Below are 20,174 nucleotides of genomic sequence, written 5' to 3' on the forward strand. Positions count from 1 at the left end.
CGTCCTTCTCCACGCCGGTGCCGTTGAACAGCATGATCGCGTATTCGACCTCGCCGGGGACATTGCCGGCCACGGAGGCCTGCTTCATCCAGCGGGCCGCGACCTCCTCGCTCGCCGGCATGCCGCGTCCCTGCTTGGCGAGAATGCCCAGCGCATATAGAGCGTCGCCGATCTGGGCCTTCGCCGCGATCTCCAGGCAGGCGACGGCGCGCTTGTCGTCGGCCTCGCGGTTCGTGGCGAGCAGGGCGATGGCGAGATTGTAGTTCGCGGCGGGGTGTCCGGCAGCGGCTGCCTTTTCCAGCAGGGCGCCGGCGCGGGCCGGATCGCGCTTGCCGCTCTTTTCGTCGAGAAGCTGCGTGGCCAGCGCGAAGGTGGCGTTGATGTCGCCGCGCGCATCGGCCCGCTCATACCATTCCGTCGCGGCCTTCTGATCGGGCGCGATGCCGAGGCCCTGGCGATAGAGCTCGCCGACGAGGGTCATCGCGGCGGCATCGTTGTTGTCGGCCTCGATGCGCTTGAGGGCTTCCGCCTGCGCGCGCCGGTAATGCCCGGTCTGATAGGCGCCATAGGCCATGTCCGGCGCAGGCGCCGCCCCGGCCGGGCCGGCTAGCAGGGCGCCACCGAGCAGGGCGAGCCCGACAAGCTGCTTCATCGTGCCGCCTTCCGCGCAGCACAGGCGGCGGTCGCTGCATTGGCCAGTTCGACGAGGGCGCGGATATCGTGCCCTTCCTCGAAGGCCCAGGCGCCGAGCGCGACGAACTCAGCGCCGGTCTCGACCAGCGCCGGGATGGATTCGGCATCGGGCGCATAGGCGACGCAGGGCGTCTCGAAGATCTCAGCCCACCAGCCGGCGCGCTCGACCACAGCAGCCAGCGGCGGCAGTGAGCCGTCCGGGCGCGGCTCGCCGAACATCACGTAATCGACGCCGGCCTCGCCGGCATCCATGGCGTCGTGGCGGGCACGCAGGCCGCCGATGCCGATGATGCGCTCGCTCTTCAGGCTGGAACGGGCTTCGGCGACGGCAGCCGGGCCGCCGGTGAGATGGACGCCATCGGCGCCGCCGCGTGCGGCGACGAGCGCGTTGTCCTCGACGACGAGCGCGACATTATTGGCCTGGACCGGGCCGGCGAGGCGCTTGACGCGCTCGATCCGGCTGCGGTCGTCGCCGGGCGTCAGGCGCAGCAGCACGGCGGCGACATCGCCGCCGGCCATGGCCTGCATCAGGCGAAAGGCCATCGCCTCCGCATCAGCGACGGGCGGGGTGACGAGCATCAGGCGAGTGGAGAAAGAGTGTGTGGTCATGATCGGCTGCGCAAACGGCCCGCAGCGAAGTCCAATGTCAAGACCGCAAGCCCGGCAACGAGACTCCAGAAAGCTGAACCGATGCCGAAAAGCGAGAGGCTGGAGGCGGCGATGGCGAAGGTGACGACGGCGGCGAAGCGCTCCTTGTCGGAGGACATGGCCTGCCCGAGCGCGCCTGTCAGCGAGCCGACGAGGCCCAGACCCGCGACGGCGACGATCAAGGCCTTGGGCAACGCCAGCAACAGCGCGATCAGCAGGCCGGTGCAGGCGGCGACGACGAAATACATAAGGCCGTAGAGCACGCCGGCTTTCCAGCGCTGCTTCGGGTCGGGATGGGTATCGCCGCCGGTGCAGATCGAGGCCGATATCGCGGCCATGTTGGTCATATGCGCGCCGAAGGGCGCGGTCAGGAACGAGGTCAGGCCCGTGACGAACAGCGAAGGCGCGGTCGGCGGATTGTAGCCGGCGGCACGCAGCACGGCGAAGCCCGGCAGGTTCTGGGCGGCCATGGTGACGAGATAGAGCGGGACGCCGATGCCGAGCATGGCCGGAATATCGAAGCGCGGCGTGACGAATTCGAGGCCGCTCAGCGTCATGGCGCCGGCAGGCCAATGCGCGAGGCCGCCGAGGAAGCTGATCGCGATGCCGGCGACGAGCGCGGCGATGACGCCGAGGAAGGGATTGAGCAATCGCGCCACGAGGAAGACCGCGAGCAGCGGCAGCACGAGGCCGGGCGAGAGCCGCATCTCGTCGAAGACCGCGACGACGAAGCGGAAGATGACACCGGCGAGCATCGCTGCCGCGACCGGCATCGGGATGCGCTCGATCAGCCTGCCGAGGGGGCGGAAGGCGGCCGTCAGCATGATGAGCACGGCCGCGACCAGGAAGGCGCCGACGGCCGACGCCATGTCGAAGCCGGTGACGGCTGCGATCAGCGCCGCGCCCGGCGTCGACCAGGCGCAGATCATCGGCATGCGATAGCGCCAGGACAGAAAGAGGCTGGAGGCGCCGGTGGCGAGGCACAAGGCCGCGATCCAGGAGATGGTCTGACCGGGCGTAGCGCCCAGCGCCTGCGCGGCCTGGAGGATGACCGCGACGGAGGCGGTGAAGCCGACGAAGACCGCGACCAGAGCGGAAAAGACGATCGACATGACGTGGCTGGCTCAGGCGGCGGGACGATGTCGTTGAATCAGAAATTGCCGCCCGCGGAAAGAGCGCCGGATACATGCCGGCTGCAACCGGAGCGATGCGCTGGCCGAATGAAAAACGCCCGGCACGGGGCCGGGCGTCTGGAATTCAAGTCGATCCTGACGATCAGGCTGCCTTCTTGCCGCCGAAGGTCGGGTCGAGCTCGCCCTTGGCATAGCGCTTGGCCATCTCGGCCAGCGTGATGACGCGCTTGATCTTCGAGGCCTGGCCGGCGGTGTTGAACTCCTCAAGGCGCTGCTTGCAGAGCTTCGTCATCGCTTCCATGGCGGGCTTCAGGTACTTGCGCGGATCGAACTCGCCGGGGTTTTCCGACAGGATCTTGCGGATCTGGCCGGTCATCGCCATGCGGTTGTCGGTGTCGATGTTGATCTTGCGCACGCCGTGCTTGATGCCGCGCTGGATCTCCTCGACCGGCACGCCCCAGGTCTGGGGCATCTTGCCGCCGTACTGGTTGATGACGTCCTGAAGGTCCTGCGGAACCGAAGAGGAGCCGTGCATGACGAGATGGGTGTTCGGCAGCAGCTTGTGGATCGCCTCGATGACATGCATCGCCAGGATCGCGCCGTCGGGCTTGCGGGTGAACTTGTAGGCGCCGTGCGAGGTGCCCATGGCGATGGCGAGCGCATCGACCTTGGTCTCGGCGACGAACTTCACGGCTTCGTCCGGGTTGGTCAGGAGCTGGTCGTGGCTGAGCTTGCCCTCGAAGCCGTGGCCGTCCTCCTTCTCACCCTCGCCGGATTCGAGCGAGCCGAGCACGCCGAGCTCGCCCTCGACCGAAATGCCGCCCAGATGGGCCATGTCGGTGACGGTCTTGGTGACGCCGACATTGTAGTCCCAGTCGCCCGGGGTCTTGCCGTCGGCCTTGAGCGAGCCGTCCATCATCACCGAGGTGAAGCCGGCCTGGATCGCGGTCATGCAGGTCGCCGGCTCGTTGCCGTGGTCGAGATGCACGCAGACCGGGATATGCGGGTAGATCTCGGTGACGGCGTCCATCATGTGCTTGAGCATGATGTCGTTGGCATAGGACCGGGCGCCGCGCGAGGCCTGGATGATGACTGGCGCGTCGGTCGCGTCGGCGGCCGCCATGATCGCCAGCGCCTGCTCCATGTTGTTGATGTTGAAGGCGGGCACGCCGTAGTCGTTCTCGGCGGCGTGATCGAGCAATTGGCGAAGCGTGATGCGGGCCATGTCTGTCTCCGTTTCAGTCTTGGATGGATAAGGGCCGAGGCAGGCCTTGCGAAATCCGGCTCATTGGGGCGCGACCTTGGCCGCCATGGCGGCAGGGTCGCGTTGCCGCGCCTTCATCAGGGCGTAGACCCTTTGAATGGGGGCAGGGCTGATGGTCGATCCTCCGCGAAAAGGTGCGTCCTCGATGACCACCAGGCACAGGACGAGCGTTGCGGCAGCCGTGATGCCTCCGATCGTCAGAATGCGTTCGAGGCTCGGTGTGATGAACAGCGACAACCCCGCCAGGACCAGAAGAATGGCCGCGATCGTATTCCAGAACAGCGCAGGGGTGAAGGTATCGGCGTTCTGGATGAGTTCCTCGCGCTTGTCCGTGAACTCGTCGAGCTTGGCGAGCAGCTCATTCAGCAGTGTTTGCTGTCGCGGCGTTGCGGCCTCCGCGCTGCGGATTCGGCGCGAGAGGAGATCGACGATCGCCTCCGCCTTGCGACTGCGTGCGCCATCCGCGAGAGCGGGCCACTCTTCCTCCACGATGGTGCGCGTCATCTCGTGGAGGGACTGCCTCAGATCGGTGAATTCGGAGGTGTCGTAACGCAGCAGCGAGCGGTCCATCGTGTTGAGCGCGGCCGCCTCGTGCGCGACCAGGGTTTCGCTGGCTCGCAGCATGCCCTGTGTCTGCGCCAAGGTGAAGGCCAGCAGGAACGCGAGCGACGCGACGATCGCCTTATAGGCCTCGATGGCGCCCCGCGAACGCTCCTCGTTGGGCCGAATGCGGCAGGCGAAGCGGCCGGCATAGGGCAGAGCCATGATGCCCAGCGTGACGGGCGCGACGATGCAACAATACACCGCCCATTCGGGCAGGCGATGGAGAAACTGCATCAGCCAGGTCATGGAGCGGGCGCTTCCAGGTCAGGTGGCGGGCGGATTCGACCTCTCCCGAGGCTCAGCCGGCACGCTTCCGCAGCGCCTCGACGCCCGGCAGGGCCTTGCCTTCCATCCATTCGAGGAAGGCGCCGCCCGCCGTCGAGACATAGGAGAGGTCTTCGGCGACGCCGGCATGGTTCATGGCCGCGACGGTGTCGCCGCCGCCGGCGACCGCGACGAGCTCACCCGCCTTGACGCGCTTGGCCGCGGCCTTGGCGACGGCAACCGTCGCCGTGTCGAAGGGCGGCAGTTCGAAAGCGCCGAAGGGGCCGTTCCAGACCAGCGTCTTGACCTTCTCCAGCCGCATGATGACTTCGGCGATCGAGAGCGGGCCGGCGTCCAGGATCATCTCGTCAGCTTCGACGCCGCCGACCGGCACGACGCGGTAGCTGGGATGCGCCTTGAATTCGCGCGCCACCAGCGCATCCACCGGGAGCAGGATCTCGCAGCCGGCCGCCTTGGCCTTCTCCTCGATCTCGCGGGCGGTGCCGACGAGGTCATGCTCGCAGAGCGACTTGCCGACATCGACGCCGCGCGCCGCGAGGAAGGTGTTGGCCATGCCGCCGCCGATGGCGAGGATGTCGACCTTCTTCACGAGATTGCCGAGCAGGTCGAGCTTGGTCGAGACCTTGGCGCCGCCGACGATCGCCATGACCGGCCTGGCGGGATTGTCGAGGCCGGCCGAGAGGGCCTCCAACTCCGCCTGCATGGTGCGCCCGGCATAAGCGGGCAGGACATGGGCGAGGCCTTCGGTCGAGGCGTGCGCCCGGTGCGCGGCCGAGAAGGCGTCGTTGACATAGAGATCGCCATTGGCGGCGAGCGCCCTGACGAAATCGGGATCGTTCTTCTCGTCGCCGGCGTGGAAGCGGGTGTTCTCCAGCAGCAGGACGTCGCCGTTCTTCGCGGCGGTCAGGGCCTTGGCGACATCATCGCCGATGCAGTCGTCGACGAAGGTGACGGGGCGGCCGAGCGCCTGCGTCAGCGCCGGCACGACCTGGCGCAGGCTGTTCTTGTCGTCGCGGCCCTTCGGGCGGCCGAAATGCGCGAGCAGCACGACCTTGCCGCCCTTGTCGGCGATCTCGCGGATCGTCGGCAGGATGCGGTCGATGCGGGTGGTGTCGCTGACCTTGCCATCCTCCATGGGAACGTTGAGGTCGACACGGACAAGCACGCGCTTGCCGGCGAGATCGGCGTCATCGAGGGTGCGGAAGGCGGTCATCGGGCTCTCTTATCGGATGCGTTCGAACAGGCTGGGATAATCGACGACGAGGCCGTCCTCGTCGACAGGCAATTCGGCCTCGAAGCTGCGATCCGCCGCCTGGTAGCGGAACAGGCGCGGGGCGAGGCAGGTATAGGTCTGCCGGTCGAGGCGCGGCACGAAATCGTCGAAGGGGATGTAGAGCATCGCGAATGTGCGGCTCTGGCCGATCTCCCAGCGCTCGCGCCGGATCGGCAGGGTGTTGGTGAAGGGCGAGCCCTGCAGGTCGATATCGATGCAGGCGTCGAAGGCGCGCAGCCGCGTGTCGGCGGCGTCATGCCAGCGGCCGGCGCGGCGCTCCATGGCGAGGCGGCGGCCATCGGTCGTCGCGATGGCGAAGCTGGTGACCGTGAAATCCGCCGTACAGTCGATGCGATAGGAAACGCCATAGGGCGGTTCGCCGCGCTCGCCGATGACCACGCCCTCGGCGCGGAGGCCGGCTTGCGTGGTGGCGAGCGTCAGATGCTCCAGTCCGACGCCCTCGACCGGCCGCCAGCGCAGGCTGCGCGGCACGGCGAGGAGGGCGACGTCCCGAAAGCTCATCGGGCGAGCAGGCCTCCGAACAGGCCGGGCACGCCGAATTTCAGCACGAGGATGGTGAGGATCACGGTCAGCACGGCCGTGACGATCGCGGTCATGAACAGCGTGCCGGCGCGCGGCGTCGCATCGACACGATTGCGCAGAGACGTGATCTCGCCGCGGATCGCCGCGAAATCCATGGTGCCGGCGGCGGCGTCGACCTTGTGGGCGCTGCGCTCCAGCGAGGCTTCGGCGCGGGTCAGCACGGCCTCGTAGCGGGCGAACTTCTCCTCGATGCGCGCCGCCTTCTCCTCGATGCGGGAGAGCTGGTCGAGCTTGCGCGGTTCGGTCACGGGTGCTGCCGCTTCGGTGGCGGGCGCCGCTGCCACGATCGTGGGGCTGAAGGCGACGGGCGGCTCGGTATTCGCCGGGGTCACGACGGTCGGCTCGATCTTGGCCATAGGCGCTCCGTAGCTGGAAGATGTCGGGCGAGGCCGGGCCTGGGCGGCGCGGCCTCGCATTCATGTGTCATGCCCTCAGAGAAGGGCACAAAAGTGATAGATCAGAGCAGGGCGCCCATGGCGACGGCGGTGTCGCTCATGCGGTTCGAGAAACCCCACTCGTTGTCGTACCAGGACAGAACGCGCACGAACTTGTCGTCCATGACCTTGGTCTGGTCGAGGGCGAAGGTCGAGGACGCCGGATCGTGGTTGAAGTCGATCGAGACGTTCGGCTGGTCGGTGACGGCGAGGATGCCCTTGAGCGGGCCGCGCTTCGACGCCTTGATGATGGCCTCGTTGATCTTCTCGACCGTGGTCTTGCGCTTCGAGATGAACTTGAAGTCGACGACCGAGACGTTCGGGGTCGGCACGCGCACCGAGGTGCCGTCGAGACGGCCCTTCAACTCGGGGATGACGAGGCCGATCGCCTTGGCGGCGCCGGTCGAGGTCGGGATCATCGAGAGCGCGGCAGCGCGGCCGCGATAGAGATCCTTGTGCATCGTGTCGAGCGTCGGCTGGTCGCCGGTATAGGCATGGATCGTGGTCATGAAGCCCTTGTCGATGCCGACGGCGTCATGGAGCACGCGCACGACCGGCGCGAGGCAGTTCGTGGTGCAGGAGGCGTTGGAGACCACGAGGTGGTCCTTGGTCAGCTCGTGCTGGTTGACGCCGAAGACGACGGTCAGGTCGGCGCCGTCGCAGGGAGCCGAGACCAGCACGCGCTTGGCGCCGGCGGCGAGATGGGCCGAGGCCTTCTCCTTGCTGGTGAAGAAGCCGGTGCATTCCAGCGCGATGTCGACGCCGAGCGCCTTGTGCGGCAGGTCCTTGGGGTCGCGGATCGCGGTGACCTTGATCGGGCCGCGGCCGACATCGATCGTGTCGCCGGAGACGGTCACCGTGCCGGGGAAGCGGCCATGGACGGAGTCGAAGCGGAAGAGATGGGCATTGGTCTCGACCGGGCCCAGATCGTTGATCGCCACGACCTCGATGTCCTTGCGCTTCGACTCGATGATCGCGCGCAGAACGTTGCGTCCGATGCGGCCGAACCCGTTGATCGCCACCTTGACCGTCATGTCTTCCTCTCCTTCGCCGAGCAAACGGCGTTAGCCGTCGCTATCCACGCGGGCAATTCGGCCAAAGCATGGCCGAACGCAAGGCCTCTCTTGGGAAACTCAGCTTTTCGCCTGAGGAATCAGGCGTTGTGCTTCTTCATCGCCGCGTCGGTGATCGCCTCCGCCGTGATGCCGAAATGCTTGTAGACCTCCTTGTAGGGGCCGCTGGCGCCGAAGGAGTTCATGCCGATGAAGGTGCCGTCATGGCCGATCACGGCATCCCAACCGAAGCGAACGCCGGCCTCGATCGCGATCTTGATCGGAGCCGAGCCGATGATCGCAGCCTGGGTAGCCTCGTCCTGCTCAAGCAGAAGCTCCAGCGAGGGCACCGAGACGACACGGGCGCGGACGCCCTTCTCGGCGAGCAGCTTGCGCGCGGCGACGGCGAGCTCGACCTCGGAGCCCGAGGCGAAGAGCGAGACCTGGGCCCTGCCGCCCTCGGCCGCGAGCAGCTCATAGGCGCCGGTGGCCGAGCGGTTCTTTGCGGAAGCGTCGGTGCGAAGCTGCGGCAGGTTCTGGCGCGAGAGCGCCAGCACCGTCGGGCCGTCGGTGCGCTCCAGCGCGGCCTGCCAGGCTTCGGCGGTCTCGATCGTGTCGGCCGGGCGGAAGACGCGCATGTTCGGCATGGCGCGGAGAGAGGCGATCTGCTCGATCGGCTGGTGGGTCGGGCCGTCCTCGCCGAGGCCGATCGAGTCATGGGTCATGACATAGACGACCGGCAGGCCCATCAGGGCGGCGAGACGCATCGAGGGGCGGGCATAGTCGGCGAAGACCAGGAAGGTGCCGCCGCCGGTGCGGAAGCCGCCATGCAGCGTGATGCCGTTCATCGCGGCGGCCATGCCGTGCTCGCGGATGCCGTAGCGGACATAGCGGCCCTTCGGGGTCTTCGGGGTGAAGTCCTCGGCGGCCTTGGTGCGGGTGTTGTTCGACGGGGTCAGGTCGGCCGAGCCCATCACCAGTTCCGGCATGATCGGGGTGATGGCTTCAAGCGCCAGTTCCGAGGCCTTGCGGGTGGCGACCGCCTGCGGCGCGGCGATCAGCGCCTTTTTGTGGGCGAGGATCGCCTTGTCGAGCTTGGCCGGAACGGTATGGGCGAGGCGACGGTCAAATTCGCCGCGCTTGCGCTCGGAGAGGGCGGCGAAGCCCTCGTTCCAGTCCTTGTGGGCGGCCGCTCCGGCAGCACCGAAGCTGCGCCAGGCCTTGAGCACGTCGGCCGCGACCTCGAAGGGGGCGCCGGTGATGCCGAGCGCCTTCTTGGCGGCGGCGAGTTCCTCGGTGCCGAGCGGCTCGCCATGGGCTTTGGAAGTGCCGGCCTTCTTCGGGGCGCCGAAGCCGATCACCGTCTTGCAGGCGATCATGGTCGGCTTGTTGGACTTCTGGGCGCGGCGGATCGCGGCCTCGATCGCCTCGGGATCATGGCCGTCGACGCGCTCGGAGCGCCAGCCGCAGGCCTTGAAGCGCGCGACCTGGTCGACATTGTCGGTGATGGTCAGCGGGCCGTCGATCGAGATGCCGTTATCGTCCCAGAGCACGATCAGCTTGTTGAGCTTCTGGTGGCCGGCGAGCGCGATCGCCTCCTGGCTGATGCCCTCCATCAGGTCGCCGTCGGATGCCAGCACATAGGTGTGGTGGTCGACGACCTTCTTGCCGAATTCGGCGGCGAGCATGCGCTCGGCCATCGCCATGCCGACGGCAGTGGCGAGGCCCTGGCCGAGCGGACCCGTGGTGGTCTCGACGCCGGCGGTCTCGAAATTCTCGGGGTGGCCCGGGGTGTTGGAGCCGAGCTGGCGGAACTTCTCGAGGTCGGCGAGCTGCATGCCGGGCGTGCCGGTGAGATAGAGCAGGGCATAGAGCAGCATCGAGCCGTGGCCGGCCGAGAGCACGAAGCGGTCGCGGTCCGGCCAGCGCGGATCGGCCGCGTCGTACTTCATCACGCGGGTGAACAGCACCGTGGCGACGTCGGCGGCACCCATCGGCAGGCCGGGATGGCCGGACTTGGCCTTCTCGACGCCGTCCATCGCCAGGCCGCGGATGGCGTTGGCGAGCTTGTCGTGCTGGGCGCGGTCGATGGTGGTCATGATGATCTCACAGGGCTCCGGCGGGCGGGCGGGGAGGGCCGGGCCGGCCTGCGCGACAGCGGGCCGGCGAGGGAGGAAGGCAGTCTTGCAGCCGCTTGCGGCGGGCTTTGAAAGGACGGGGTGGATTAGGCCCGGCCCTCCCTGCGAGTCAATTCGCCAAACCCTGCTTTTGGGGTCGCAGGCAACGCTTTCGCTCGGTTTTCCGCAGATGCCGTGTCAGCCGCGCACGGCAAGACGTTGTGGAGCAGTGCTTCCCGGCTGCGAGACCGATTCCTGTTTTCCGGCGTTCTGCTGTAAATTGTGGCACGAATCGTGTGAGCCGGCTTCGATCTGAAAGGAGAGCGACGGTGGCGAGCCTGATGCTGGACAATGCGCTGGCGCGTCTCGATACGGCGCTGGGGCAGCTGGAGGCGGCGGCGCGGCGGCGGGTCGAGGCTGAGCGTGGACGTGGCAATCTCGAAACCGAACTCGCCCTGATGCAGGATGACCGGGCGCGGCTGGCGGCCGAGCTCGACGGCGCGATGGCGCGTCTCGGCCAGGTCGAGACGGCCGCGGCCGATGTCGACCAGCGTCTGGAGCGGGCGATGAACGTCGTGGGCGCGGTGATCGCGCGGGTCGAGGCGCAGCAGCCGCCGGAGCCCGAGGCAACGCAAGCCTAGAACAAGGACTGGAGACCGAATGCCGCAAGTCAACGTCATGATCTCGGGAAAAGCCTACCGCATGGCCTGCGGGGAGGGCGAGGAAGCCCATCTCGAAGGGCTTGCCCGGTTCTATGACGAGAAGATCGGCGAGATGCGGCAAGCCTTCGGCGAGATTGGCGACATGCGCCTGCATGTCATGGCGGCGCTGATGGTGGCCGACGAGGTCCATGAACTGAAGCAGCGGCTCGCCAAGCTGGAGACCGATCTCGCGGCGACGCAGGGCAATGCCGGCGCCGCCGATGAGCGGCTGAGCGAGGTCGAGGACCGGGCGGCGGAAGCGCTCGTCGCTGCGGCGGAACGGATCGAGGGCGTGGCGCGTAGCCTGATCCCGACCGCGGTTGGGTAAGCGCTGTGCCCGTCAATGAAAAAGGCCCCGGATGTCACCATCCGGGGCCTTTTCTTTGTCTCTATGCTTAGATCAGACGCCGGGAGCGCCGCCAGCGCCGTCCAGCACCGTGACCGAGCGGCGGTTCTGCGACCAGCAGGAGATGTCGTTGCAGACCGCGACCGGGCGCTCCTTGCCGTAGGAGATGGTGCGCATGCGGTTGGCCGGGATGCCGCGCGAGGCGAGGTAGTCGCGGACCGTCTGGGCGCGGCGGGCGCCGAGCGAATAGTTGTACTCGCGGGTGCCGCGCTCATCGGCGTGGCCTTCCACGGTGAAGGTGTAGCGCGGATAGCGCTGCAGCCAGCCGGCCTGCTTGTCGAGGGTGGCGGTCGCGGTCGAGGTCAGGTCGGTCGAGTCGGTCTCGAAGAAGACGCGGTCGCCGACATTGACGACGAAGTCCTGCGCGCTGCCGGGGGTCGCGGCGCCGCCGGCGCCGAAGCCCGAACCGTTGGCATCGGCATTCTGGTCCTTGGCGCAGGCGCCGAGGGCGAGGGTCGCGGCGAAGGCGGCGGCAAAACGGACGGCACGGCCGCCGGGAATGAGATTGGTCAACATGGCTGGGCTCCGGGGCAATCGAATTCTGTGGCGGCGCACTTCGACGAGGGCTTCGCGATGCGTCATCAATGAACCGTCAACCTAAACGAGACCTTGCCAAATCAGGGCGAAGTGGCGGCATTGCGGCTTATGGTTAACCAATTATGGCGAAAGGCGTTTGCGGCGCCGGCTGTTGCGCGGCGAGCACAGAAATAGCCTGCGACGCGGATGCGGCATGATCGTGGCCTCTGCTTCGCGCCTTGCCGAGCATGGGAGTTCACCCGCAGTTTCGCCGACTCGGTTCTTTCCGGTTGACGAATTCATAGCTGAATGGTTATTGAATAATTCATAGCCAATTGGTTATGGATTTCAGATGACCGACCCGCATGACCTGCTGTTCAAGACGCTTGCCGATCCGACAAGGCGCGGCATTTTCGAACGCCTGTGTCGTCAGGGCGAGCAGACGGTCGTCGCGCTGACCGCACAGGCCGGAGTGTCGCAGCCGGCCGTCTCGAAGCACCTCGCCGTTCTGAAACAAGCCGGGCTGGTGCGGGATCGTCATCAGGGCCGCCAGACGCATTACAGCGCGCAACTCGCGGCGATCGCACCCCTGGCCGACTGGACGAACCGCATGGCCGGATATTGGGAAAGCCGGTTCGACGATCTCGAAGACCTGCTCAAGAGGATGGACCAATGACCGAAACCCGCTCCGTCGTCGTCGAGCGCGAGATGCCGCATCCGCCAGAGAAACTCTGGCGGGCGCTGACGCAGCCACACCTGATCGCGGAGTGGCTGATGAAAAACGATTTCGTGCCGAGCGTCGGCCATCGCTTCAATCTGCGCGGCGACTGGGGCGGCGTGCTCGATTGCGAGGTGCTGACGGTCGAGCCGAACCGCTCGCTCTCCTATAGCTGGGACTTCGCCCATGACGATCCGGCCTATGCTCTCAAGAGCGTGGTGACCTTCACGCTGACGCCTTCGGCCAAGGGCACACATCTGCGCATGGAGCAGGTCGGGTTCCGACCGGAGCAGAAGCAGGCCTTCGGCGGCGCTAAAGCCGGCTGGCAGCAGTTCTTCGCCAAGCTGGAAGAGGTGGCAGGGCGCGCCGACTAGGGCGGTCTAAGCGATTGCCGGAACTACCCTTGTCATTCCGGGGCGCGCCGCAGGCGCGAACCCGGAATCCACGATCGGGTGAGACATTTCATGCCTCGTTACAAACCGCCCGCCCAGTCGTGGTTTTCGGGTTCTTCGCTACGCGAAGCCCCGGAATGACAAGGGGGTCGGAGCCGCTCCGAGCGAACTGTGACATGTCGTCAGGCACCGTCCGTTCCCGTATCCCATGACCAAAGGAGGTTTCCGTGACCTGGAATACCGCAATCCGACAGGGCCATCGCTGGCTGTCGATCATCTTCACAGCCACCGTTCTCGCGAATTTCATCGCAATGGCGTGGGGCGAGCCGCCGGCCTGGATCGTCTATTCGCCTTTGCTGCCGCTCTTTCTGCTGCTGTTCAGCGGGCTTTACATGTTCGCCCTGCCTTACGTCGCCAAGTGGCGCGGCAGGCGCCAGGGCGGGGCGGAGGCCCAAGTCTCCGGCTGAACGCGAAAAAAATGCGCAAAGGGGATGCGGAATTGCAGCGCATCTTTCGCGCTCTCCGGTCTATCGTCGGGGTATGCGGCCCGATGCCTGCCTCGGCCCGCTTTCCTGTCCCGACCGGAGATCGCGATGGCCCATTCCCTGAAGTCCAGCGCCGCGAGCGTGTCGCCTATTCGCGGCCCGAACCAGCCCGATCTCGATTCCGATATCGTCTGGGAGGCGCGCCGCGACCTTGCCGCGACCTTCCGCATGGCGGCGCGCTATGGCTTCGAGGAGGGCATCTGCAACCATTTCTCGGCACTGGTGCCGGGCCATGACGACCTCTTCATCGTCAATCCCTATGGCTGGGCCTTTCGGGAGCTGACGGCGTCGAAGCTGCTGATCTGCGACTTCCACGGCAATGTCGTCTCGGGCGAGGGGCAGCCGGAGGCGACCGCCTTCTATATCCACGCTCGCATCCACAAGAACATCCCGCGCGCCAAGGTCGCGTTCCATACGCATATGCCCTACGCGACGGCACTCTCGATGACCGAGGGCGACCCGCTGATCTTCGCCGGGCAGACCGCGCTCAAGTTCTACGGCCGCACCGTGGTCGACCGCGACTATAACGGGCTGGCTCTGGACGAGCGCGAAGGCGATCGGATCGCCGCCTCGGTCGGCGAGGCCGATATCGTCTTCATGAAGCATCACGGCGTGATGGTGCTCGGGCCGAATATCGCCGAGGCCTGGGACGATCTCTACTATCTGGAGCGGGCCTGCGAGGTGCAGACGCTGGCGCTCTCGACGGGGCGCGAGGTCAAGCCGGTGAAGCCCGAAATCGCGGAAGCGGCCTATCGCCAGATGCGCGAGGGCGACCCGGAGTCGGCGCGCCTGCACCTCGCCTCGATCCGCCGCCAGCTCGACGCCGAGGAACCGGTTTATCGCGATTGAACGGGCTTCATCAAAAAGCAAAAGCCGCCCGCGAGGGCGGCTTCGCAAAACACTAGGCTGGTCTGCGCCTTGCGCCTCAGCGCTGGCCGCTGAGCAGCGGCGACCAGGTCGGGTCGGAGGCGTAGGCCGGGGTCGGCACCGGCACTTCGACGCGGCCGGTGATGTCCACCATGTAAAGTTTCCCACCGGATTGCCCGCCGGGATCGCGGAAGAACATCAGGTACTGCCCGTTCGGCGCCCAGTTCGGCGCTTCGTTATGAAAGCCCTCGGTCAGGATGCGCTCGCCCGAGCCGTCCGGCCGCATCACGCCGATGGCGAAGCCGCCGCTGCCCTGGCGGGTGAAAGCGATCAGGTCGCCGCGCGGCGACCAGGAAGGCTGCGAGTAGCGGCCTTGGCCGAAGGAAATGCGCTGGGCCTCGCCGCCGCCGGCGCCCATCACATAAAGCTGCTGCTGGCCGCCGCGATCGCTCTCGAAGACGATGCGCGAGCCGTCCGGCGCGTAGGAAGGCGAGGTGTCGATCGCCGCCGTCGAGGTCAGGCGCGTGGTCGAGCGCGAGCCGATATCGATGGCGTAGAGATTGGCGTTGCCGCCCTGCTGCAGCGAGAGCACGACGCGCTGGCCGTTGGGCGCAAAGCGCGGGCTCGAGCTCATGTCGGGGAAGTTGCCGACGATCTGGCGCTGGCCGGTCTCGATGTTCAGCACCTGCACGCGCGGCTGCTCGCCCTGGCGCTGGGTCATGAAGGTGACGTCCTGCGAGACCGGCGAGTAGCGCGGCGTCACCACGGAGGTGTCGCCATTGGTGAGGTAACGCACATTGGCGCCGTCCTGATCCATGATGGCGAGGCGCTTGCGGCGCGTCTCCTTCGGCCCGGATTCGTCGACGAAGACGACGCGGGTGTCGAAGAAGCCGCCGAGGCCGGTGACCTTCGAGAAGATCGCGTCCGAGATGATATGACCGACGCGGCGGGCGTTGCTCGGGTCGGTGAAGTACTGCTGGCCGTCGGTCTGCGTGCCGGTCGCGACGTCCCAGAGCCGGAACTCGGCACGGATGCGGCCGGCTTCGCGCGCGACGCGGCCGGTGACGAGGGCCTGCACGCCCGCCGCCTTCCATGCGTCGAAACGCGGGGCGGCATCGAAGGGCGGGTTCGCTTCCGGGAAGCGCCCCTTCTCGACCGGCGTGAAGTAGCCGCAGCGCTTCAGGTTGTTGGTGATGACGCCGGAGACGAGCACGCCGCCATCGCCGCCGAAATCGGCGATGGCGATCGGCATAGGCTGGAAGGCGCCGCCCGTCAGATTGATGACGAGCTCGGCCTTTGCCGCGGTGGGCAGCAGAAGCGCGGCACCTGCGGTGGTGAGGAGGCGGCGGCGCGTCGGCGTGGCCGCAAGGAAGGGGAGAGGGTTTCTGTCGATCATCGGGGTCACATGACGTCCCTGGCGTCGAAATTGACGACGACATCACGCCAGTCGTCGTAATAGGAGGCGAATTGAGCCGGGATGCGCAACGGCGCGCAGCGGCGGGTGGCGGTCAGCGCCGAATCGGCGGCAACCCGGAAAAGCGGATCCGAGGACGAGTTGATCACGCCGGGCTGGGCGGCGAGCGAGCCGTCGGTATTGAGCTTCATCCGCACGGACGGCACGACATTGCCGCTGCCATGGGCATTGGCGAGCGCGATCGGCACGTTCCAGCACTTCAGGAGCTGGTCCTGGATGATGCCGATGAGCTGGGCGCGCAGCGACGGGCTGAGCTTCTGCGAGGTGCCGCGTTCGGTGCCGAGCGAGGCGGTGCGGTTAACCTGCGGCGCGGAGGAGCCCGAAGACTGCGCTTTCTCCTTGGACTGGAGCAGCTTGGCGATGTCGTTGGCGTTGAAGTTCTTGGCGATCTCCGCCTCCTTCTTCGCCTTGGCCTCGGCTTCCTGCTTGGCCTTCGCCTCAGCGGCGATCTTCGCCTTCTGCTCGGCCTCGGCCTTGGCCTTGGCGGCAGCCTCAACCTTTTCCTTCGCGGCCTTCTCGGCCTCGGCCTTGGCCAGAGCTTCGGCCTTGGCCTTCGCGTCGGCGGCGCGCTTGGCGGCCTGGGCGTCGGCTTCCGCCTTGGCCTTGGCGGCGGCCTTCGCCTCCTCCTCGGCCTTCTTCGCCTTGGAGGCGAGCTCGGCCTCTTCCTGAAGGCGGGCCTGCTCCTCGCGTTTCTGCTCGGCCTCGCGCGCGGCGGCGGCCTCGCTCTTCTGCGGCGGCTGCTTGGCGGGCTCGGGCGGCTTGGCCTCGGGCTTCGGCTGCTCGACCGGGCGGGCCGGTGGCGGCGGCGTCACCGCGTTGTTCTCGGCGGTCTTCAGTTCGGGCGGGCGCGAAGGCGGGGCCGGGGTGTCGGTCTTGGCCTCGCCGGCTTCCTTGCGCTCGACCATCTCGGACTGGCGCTCGGCGCGGGGCGTCGGCTGCGCCTGGACCTTCTCGGCGCTGCGCTCGCCGCGGGTCACCTGATTCAGCGCGCTGGGATCGATTACCTCGACGGCGATCGCCTCCTCGTTCTCCGGCAACGGCGCAGGCGACGCGAACACCAGCAACCCCGCGACGAGGAACGTCACGTGGCCGAGCGCCGACACCAGCATGCCAGGTTCGGAGGTCGAAAGCTTCACGCCCTTAACGTCCTTACTCTCTCAACCTTCAGCGGCTCGACGGCTCGGTGACGAGCGCGACCCGCTTGAAGCCGGCGGCGGTGATGGTCGACATCACCGAGGCGACGCGGCCGTAATCGACCTGCTTGTCGCCGCGAACATAGACGCGCTCGTCGAAGCCTTGCTTGGCCAGGCCCTGAAGCTTGGCGACGAGGTCTGGCTCGAGCGTCGGCTCGTCCTGCAGGAAGATCTGGCCCTTGCTGTCGATGGCGATGGTCAGGGGCTTCTGGTCGACATTGATCGGCTTGGCGCCGGTCTGCGGCAGGTCGAGCGGGACGCCGGTCGCGATCAGCGGTGCGGCGACCATGAAGATGATGAGCAACACCAGCATGACGTCGATGAACGGCGTCATGTTGATCTCGGCGATGGCGCCGTGGCGGCGTCCGCGCCGGCCCCGGCGGCCGGAACCGCCCTTTGCGCCTGAAGCGGCTGACGTACCCATCGATCAGGCCCTCACGCCGCCATGCGCTCGTCGATCTGCCGCGACAGGATCGCGGAGAACTCGTCGGCGAAGGCTTCCAGGCGACCCTGGGCCTTGGCGACCTCGGCCTGGAGCTTGTTGTAGGCCATCAGCGCGGGAATGGCGGCGAAGAGGCCGATCGCGGTGGCGAAGAGCGCTTCGGCGATGCCCGGCGCGACGACGGCGAGCGAAGAATTCTTGGAGACGGCGATCGCGGTGAACGAGGTCATGATGCCCCAGACCGTGCCGAACAGGCCGATGAAGGGCGCGGCCGAGGCGATGGTCGAGAGCACGAGCAGCCCCGCTTCCAGCCGCTCCGTCTCGCGCTGGATGGTGACGTCGAGCACCTTGTCGATGCGCTGCGAGAGGCTGGCGACCGAACGCCCGCCATTCTCGAAGGAGCGCTTCCATTCCCGCATCGCCGCGACGAAGACGGCTGCCATGTCGGCGACGGGCTTGCTGGCGAGGTCGCGATAGAGCTCCTCCAGCGAGCGGCCGGACCAGAACACCTCCTCGAAGGCGTCCATGTCCTTGCGCGTGCGCCGGTACAGCAGAGTCTTGTCGATGATGATCGACCAGCACCAGACCGAAGCGCTCAGCAGGCCCAGCATGACCAGCTTGACGACGATGTGGGCGTGCCAGAACAGCGTCCAGAACGACATGTCGATCTGCGGCGCGGCCTGCGCGACGTCGGCGGGGTTCATCCTGTCATCCTTCTCACCCAGGCGGTACGGCCGGTGCTGGACATCAAGGCTCCAGCCCCGGCCCAAACCCCGCCGCTTGCGTCGCGGGAAGCCCACGCCGCCGCCCGATCCGCGATCCGGGGAAATGCCATATCCCGTCAATCGCGCGTGAATCCGGCGAAAGATGGGCCGAAACGGGGGTTTCCCACGAAACGCATGCTCCAGACCGAGTTAAGCATCCGGCAAGGTTAATGTGGGGTATACGCGGGAGAGGCGGCGTAGGGTGCGGCGGCGGAAAAATGGGCGTGGACGCCTTCCGCACGCTGCCCGGGGGAGGGCGACGCTTCGGCAGCTGGTCAGTATTCCGCGTCGGTCTTGATGATGGTCGTTTCGGGATCGTCGATGTCGCGCGAGCTCATGGGGGGCCTGCCTTCGCTTTCGGGCATCGGCCAAGGCGCCGGTATCAGCGCCGGCCTTTGGCATCCCGCCGCACAACCTCCGTCGCGATATCCAGCCATAGCTTCGTCGCTTTCACATCGCCGCGCCGGCGGGCGAGCTGCGCGACCTGCTGCGCAGCGTCAAACGCTCCGGGGCCAGCCTGCGCGATCAGGGCAACGGTTTCCTGCCTGATCAGCTTGCGGCGCTCGACATGCCTCTCGAGAAATTCGGGTGCCATCCACCCGAACAGCTCAACGGACAATTGGAACAGGGAGGACATCCGGAGCGAGACCATGTTGGAGGCCTATCTTGGGGCATGCGGCTGTCGTTTCGGCAAGGCCGGCTTCCAATTCGTGGCGAACCTTTGAAGGCCGAGGCGAGGCAACGGCATCGCGCCAAAGAAAAACCCGCCTCGAAACATCGAGACGGGTTGGATGGTGTCCCGCTGATCGGGCCGATCGCGTCTGCTATCAGGCGGCGTCGGGCTGGGCCGGGGAATTGGCCGGCGGATTGTTGCGGCGATCGTTCATGAACTGATCGAACTCCGCCTTATCGCGGGCCATGCGCAGGCGGCCCAGGAAGTCATGGAACTCGCGCTGCTCGTCCTCGAGCCGGCGCAGCGTCTCCGCGCGGTACTCGTCGAAGGCGCGGTTGCCGCTGGACGGGCCACCACGGCCCCAGCCGCCGAAGCCGCCGCCAAAGCCGCCTTCGCGACCGGCCATGCGCTCGCGCAGACGCTCCATCTTGCCTTGCAGGCGGTTCATCCGGTGCTCGTACCGGTCTCCGGCATATCCACAACCCATGCGTCCACTCCAGAAAAGAAAGACCAGGGTCGCAAGACCCAACGGCCAGAACAGGATGAAGCCGAGAACCGCGAAGGCGATCCAGGCACCCTTTCCATATTCGTCCAGTTTCTCGACGATCGGCATTGCTCCCTCACTGAGCCAGCGTGAATGTAAATCACATTTACATAGATGCGCCTGAGCCTGCCGCTTGTCAAGGAGCGGGCTCGCCGAAAAGAATCAGCCGGGCGTAGGCGGCCCGTTGGGGCCGATGCCGAGGCCTTGGAGATAGATCAGCATGCCGGCTTCCAGCAGCTCGGCGGCCGACATCGGAAGAGGGCGGCGGCCACCATCGGCGCGGCCGAACAGGGCGGCGACGCCATGCGACATCGCCCAGACATGCAGCGCCATCATCAGGGCTGGGGGCCGTTTGCCGGCTGGTAGCTGCGCGATCAGCGCCTCGGAGGCCTGGCGCAGGCCGGCAAAGGCGCGGTCGGCGGCGGCCCGCAGCTCCGGGCTTGCATCGAGCGGCACGCCGGCTTCGAACATAGCCGAGTAATAGGCCGGTTCGTCATGGGCGAAGGTGAGATAGGCGCGCCCCAGCCGGTGGAAGGCGGTCTCGGGATCGGGCCGACCCTGGTCCCAGGCGCGCGACAGGGCCGCCTCGAAGGCTTGGAAGCCGCGCGCGGCGACATCGGCCAGAAGCTCGTCGCGGTCGCGGAAATGGCGATAGGGTGCGGCCGGGCTGACGCCGGCCATGCGCGCGGCCTCGGCGAACGTGAAGCCGTTCGGCCCCTTCTCGCCGATCAGCCCGAGTGCGGCCTTCACCAGCTCCTCCTTGAGGTTGCCGTGGTGATAGCTGCGGGGTGTCTCGGGGCGGTCGCGCTTCCAACTCATGTAAGGAGCGCTAAC

General features: G+C 67.0%; 24 protein-coding genes. 6 read left to right on the forward strand and 18 right to left on the reverse strand.

All coding sequences use genetic code 11. From position 1 onward, the window contains the following. The 10 genes from Q0Q36_RS20895 to tkt form a co-directional block, all read right to left on the reverse strand. Positions 1–652 (reverse strand): tetratricopeptide repeat protein (locus tag Q0Q36_RS20895; RefSeq protein ID WP_293801083.1); only part of this gene is annotated, 652 nt, incomplete at its 3' end. Next, positions 649–1,302: a thiamine phosphate synthase gene (locus Q0Q36_RS20900; protein WP_293801085.1), complete on the reverse strand. Its 654-nt coding sequence runs from the start codon at positions 1,300–1,302 to the stop codon at positions 649–651. The genes Q0Q36_RS20900 and Q0Q36_RS20895, both read right to left, overlap by 4 nt. Next, positions 1,299–2,453 (reverse strand): benzoate/H(+) symporter BenE family transporter, encoded by a 1,155-nt coding sequence (locus Q0Q36_RS20905; RefSeq protein WP_293801087.1) that lies wholly within the window; start codon positions 2,451–2,453, stop codon positions 1,299–1,301. The genes Q0Q36_RS20900 and Q0Q36_RS20905 overlap by 4 nt, the downstream gene beginning before the upstream one ends. A gap of 163 nt (positions 2,454–2,616) precedes the next feature. After that, complete coding sequence (gene fba / locus Q0Q36_RS20910; RefSeq protein WP_293801089.1) at positions 2,617–3,699, reverse strand: class II fructose-bisphosphate aldolase; 1,083 nt, start codon at positions 3,697–3,699, stop codon at positions 2,617–2,619. A gap of 60 nt (positions 3,700–3,759) precedes the next feature. After that, the gene (locus Q0Q36_RS20915; protein WP_293801091.1) at positions 3,760–4,587 is read right to left on the reverse strand and encodes a DUF4239 domain-containing protein; all 828 of its coding nucleotides are present in this window, start codon (positions 4,585–4,587) and stop codon (positions 3,760–3,762) included. A 52-nt stretch (positions 4,588–4,639) separates the two neighbouring features. Further along, positions 4,640–5,839: a phosphoglycerate kinase gene (gene pgk / locus Q0Q36_RS20920; RefSeq protein WP_293801093.1), complete on the reverse strand. Its 1,200-nt coding sequence runs from the start codon at positions 5,837–5,839 to the stop codon at positions 4,640–4,642. A 9-nt stretch (positions 5,840–5,848) separates the two neighbouring features. Further along, complete coding sequence (locus Q0Q36_RS20925) at positions 5,849–6,421, reverse strand: putative glycolipid-binding domain-containing protein (RefSeq protein ID WP_293801095.1); 573 nt, start codon at positions 6,419–6,421, stop codon at positions 5,849–5,851. Next, on the reverse strand, positions 6,418–6,858 hold the full coding sequence (locus tag Q0Q36_RS20930; protein WP_293801097.1) for a hypothetical protein: 441 nt from the start codon (positions 6,856–6,858) through the stop codon (positions 6,418–6,420). The genes Q0Q36_RS20925 and Q0Q36_RS20930 overlap by 4 nt, the downstream gene beginning before the upstream one ends. Positions 6,859–6,959: 101 nt before the next feature. After that, on the reverse strand, positions 6,960–7,970 hold the full coding sequence (gene gap / locus Q0Q36_RS20935) for a type I glyceraldehyde-3-phosphate dehydrogenase (RefSeq protein ID WP_265055978.1): 1,011 nt from the start codon (positions 7,968–7,970) through the stop codon (positions 6,960–6,962). A 119-nt stretch (positions 7,971–8,089) separates the two neighbouring features. Continuing rightward, positions 8,090–10,087 carry a transketolase gene (gene tkt / locus Q0Q36_RS20940; protein WP_293801099.1) on the reverse strand — a complete coding sequence of 666 codons (1,998 nt, stop codon included), beginning with the start codon at positions 10,085–10,087 and terminating at the stop codon, positions 8,090–8,092. Between the two features lie 347 nt (positions 10,088–10,434). Here tkt and Q0Q36_RS20945 point away from each other — a divergent pair, with 347 nt between their 5' ends. Next, positions 10,435–10,746 (forward strand): DUF4164 family protein, encoded by a 312-nt coding sequence (locus Q0Q36_RS20945; protein WP_367187191.1) that lies wholly within the window; start codon positions 10,435–10,437, stop codon positions 10,744–10,746. 19 nt (positions 10,747–10,765) lie between these two features. Continuing rightward, positions 10,766–11,134 carry a cell division protein ZapA gene (locus Q0Q36_RS20950; RefSeq protein ID WP_293801101.1) on the forward strand — a complete coding sequence of 123 codons (369 nt, stop codon included), beginning with the start codon at positions 10,766–10,768 and terminating at the stop codon, positions 11,132–11,134. Between the two features lie 72 nt (positions 11,135–11,206). Here Q0Q36_RS20950 and pal read toward each other — a convergent pair whose 3' ends face one another. Beyond that, positions 11,207–11,728 (reverse strand): peptidoglycan-associated lipoprotein Pal, encoded by a 522-nt coding sequence (pal, locus tag Q0Q36_RS20955; protein ID WP_293801103.1) that lies wholly within the window; start codon positions 11,726–11,728, stop codon positions 11,207–11,209. Positions 11,729–12,080: 352 nt separating this feature from the next. On the opposite strand from pal, the gene Q0Q36_RS20960 reads away from it, so the two are divergent. The 4 genes from Q0Q36_RS20960 (at position 12,081) to Q0Q36_RS20975 (ending at position 14,232) form a co-directional block, all read left to right on the forward strand. Further along, positions 12,081–12,404 carry a helix-turn-helix transcriptional regulator gene (locus Q0Q36_RS20960; RefSeq protein ID WP_293801105.1) on the forward strand — a complete coding sequence of 108 codons (324 nt, stop codon included), beginning with the start codon at positions 12,081–12,083 and terminating at the stop codon, positions 12,402–12,404. After that, complete coding sequence (locus Q0Q36_RS20965) at positions 12,401–12,820, forward strand: SRPBCC domain-containing protein (RefSeq protein WP_293801106.1); 420 nt, start codon at positions 12,401–12,403, stop codon at positions 12,818–12,820. Before Q0Q36_RS20960 ends, Q0Q36_RS20965 begins: the two co-directional genes overlap by 4 nt. A gap of 245 nt (positions 12,821–13,065) precedes the next feature. After that, positions 13,066–13,305 (forward strand): hypothetical protein, encoded by a 240-nt coding sequence (locus Q0Q36_RS20970; RefSeq protein ID WP_293801108.1) that lies wholly within the window; start codon positions 13,066–13,068, stop codon positions 13,303–13,305. A gap of 126 nt (positions 13,306–13,431) precedes the next feature. Further along, on the forward strand, positions 13,432–14,232 hold the full coding sequence (locus Q0Q36_RS20975) for an aldolase (protein WP_293801109.1): 801 nt from the start codon (positions 13,432–13,434) through the stop codon (positions 14,230–14,232). Between the two features lie 76 nt (positions 14,233–14,308). Here Q0Q36_RS20975 and tolB read toward each other — a convergent pair whose 3' ends face one another. The 7 genes from tolB to Q0Q36_RS21010 form a co-directional block, all read right to left on the reverse strand. Beyond that, on the reverse strand, positions 14,309–15,646 hold the full coding sequence (gene tolB, locus Q0Q36_RS20980) for a Tol-Pal system beta propeller repeat protein TolB (protein WP_293801111.1): 1,338 nt from the start codon (positions 15,644–15,646) through the stop codon (positions 14,309–14,311). Positions 15,647–15,651: 5 nt separating this feature from the next. Next, on the reverse strand, positions 15,652–16,860 hold the full coding sequence (gene tolA, locus Q0Q36_RS20985) for a cell envelope integrity protein TolA (protein ID WP_293801113.1): 1,209 nt from the start codon (positions 16,858–16,860) through the stop codon (positions 15,652–15,654). Between the two features lie 28 nt (positions 16,861–16,888). Further along, positions 16,889–17,341, reverse strand: a complete 453-nt coding sequence (gene tolR / locus Q0Q36_RS20990) for a protein TolR (protein WP_293801115.1) — start codon at positions 17,339–17,341, stop codon at positions 16,889–16,891. Between the two features lie 11 nt (positions 17,342–17,352). Then, entirely contained in the window at positions 17,353–18,063 is a 711-nt protein-coding gene (tolQ, locus tag Q0Q36_RS20995) for a protein TolQ (RefSeq protein ID WP_293801116.1), read from the reverse strand. Positions 18,064–18,505: 442 nt separating this feature from the next. After that, on the reverse strand, positions 18,506–18,775 hold the full coding sequence (locus tag Q0Q36_RS21000; RefSeq protein WP_293801118.1) for a hypothetical protein: 270 nt from the start codon (positions 18,773–18,775) through the stop codon (positions 18,506–18,508). A gap of 175 nt (positions 18,776–18,950) precedes the next feature. After that, entirely contained in the window at positions 18,951–19,409 is a 459-nt protein-coding gene (locus Q0Q36_RS21005; protein ID WP_293801120.1) for a DUF2852 domain-containing protein, read from the reverse strand. 93 nt (positions 19,410–19,502) lie between these two features. Then, a complete protein-coding gene (locus Q0Q36_RS21010; protein WP_293801122.1) occupies positions 19,503–20,159 on the reverse strand; it encodes a TetR/AcrR family transcriptional regulator in 657 nt (218 codons plus the stop codon). Positions 20,160–20,174 lie beyond the last annotated feature (15 nt).

Source organism: uncultured Allobosea sp., from assembly GCF_945957345.1.
GTDB lineage: Bacteria > Pseudomonadota > Alphaproteobacteria > Rhizobiales > Beijerinckiaceae > Allobosea.

Excerpts from the sequence above, each read along its gene's own strand:
- Q0Q36_RS20965 (WP_293801106.1), top strand. The coding sequence starts at position 12,401 with ATGACCGAAACCCGCTCCGTCGTCGTCGAGCGCGAGATGCCGCATCCG.
- Q0Q36_RS20900 (WP_293801085.1), bottom strand. The coding sequence starts at position 1,302 with ATGACCACACACTCTTTCTCCACTCGCCTGATGCTCGTCACCCCGCCC.
- Q0Q36_RS20930 (WP_293801097.1), bottom strand. The coding sequence starts at position 6,858 with ATGGCCAAGATCGAGCCGACCGTCGTGACCCCGGCGAATACCGAGCCG.
- fba (WP_293801089.1), bottom strand. The coding sequence starts at position 3,699 with ATGGCCCGCATCACGCTTCGCCAATTGCTCGATCACGCCGCCGAGAAC.
- Q0Q36_RS20975 (WP_293801109.1), top strand. The coding sequence starts at position 13,432 with ATGGCCCATTCCCTGAAGTCCAGCGCCGCGAGCGTGTCGCCTATTCGC.
- Q0Q36_RS20925 (WP_293801095.1), bottom strand. The coding sequence starts at position 6,421 with ATGAGCTTTCGGGACGTCGCCCTCCTCGCCGTGCCGCGCAGCCTGCGC.
- Q0Q36_RS21005 (WP_293801120.1), bottom strand. The coding sequence starts at position 19,409 with ATGCCGATCGTCGAGAAACTGGACGAATATGGAAAGGGTGCCTGGATC.
- Q0Q36_RS20905 (WP_293801087.1), bottom strand. The coding sequence starts at position 2,453 with ATGTCGATCGTCTTTTCCGCTCTGGTCGCGGTCTTCGTCGGCTTCACC.
- gap (WP_265055978.1), bottom strand. The coding sequence starts at position 7,970 with ATGACGGTCAAGGTGGCGATCAACGGGTTCGGCCGCATCGGACGCAAC.
- tolQ (WP_293801116.1), bottom strand. The coding sequence starts at position 18,063 with ATGAACCCCGCCGACGTCGCGCAGGCCGCGCCGCAGATCGACATGTCG.
- Q0Q36_RS21000 (WP_293801118.1), bottom strand. The coding sequence starts at position 18,775 with ATGGTCTCGCTCCGGATGTCCTCCCTGTTCCAATTGTCCGTTGAGCTG.
- pal (WP_293801103.1), bottom strand. The coding sequence starts at position 11,728 with ATGTTGACCAATCTCATTCCCGGCGGCCGTGCCGTCCGTTTTGCCGCC.
- tkt (WP_293801099.1), bottom strand. The coding sequence starts at position 10,087 with ATGACCACCATCGACCGCGCCCAGCACGACAAGCTCGCCAACGCCATC.
- tolB (WP_293801111.1), bottom strand. The coding sequence starts at position 15,646 with ATGATCGACAGAAACCCTCTCCCCTTCCTTGCGGCCACGCCGACGCGC.
- Q0Q36_RS21010 (WP_293801122.1), bottom strand. The coding sequence starts at position 20,159 with ATGAGTTGGAAGCGCGACCGCCCCGAGACACCCCGCAGCTATCACCAC.
- Q0Q36_RS20915 (WP_293801091.1), bottom strand. The coding sequence starts at position 4,587 with ATGACCTGGCTGATGCAGTTTCTCCATCGCCTGCCCGAATGGGCGGTG.
- Q0Q36_RS20960 (WP_293801105.1), top strand. The coding sequence starts at position 12,081 with ATGACCGACCCGCATGACCTGCTGTTCAAGACGCTTGCCGATCCGACA.
- tolR (WP_293801115.1), bottom strand. The coding sequence starts at position 17,341 with ATGGGTACGTCAGCCGCTTCAGGCGCAAAGGGCGGTTCCGGCCGCCGG.
- pgk (WP_293801093.1), bottom strand. The coding sequence starts at position 5,839 with ATGACCGCCTTCCGCACCCTCGATGACGCCGATCTCGCCGGCAAGCGC.
- Q0Q36_RS20950 (WP_293801101.1), top strand. The coding sequence starts at position 10,766 with ATGCCGCAAGTCAACGTCATGATCTCGGGAAAAGCCTACCGCATGGCC.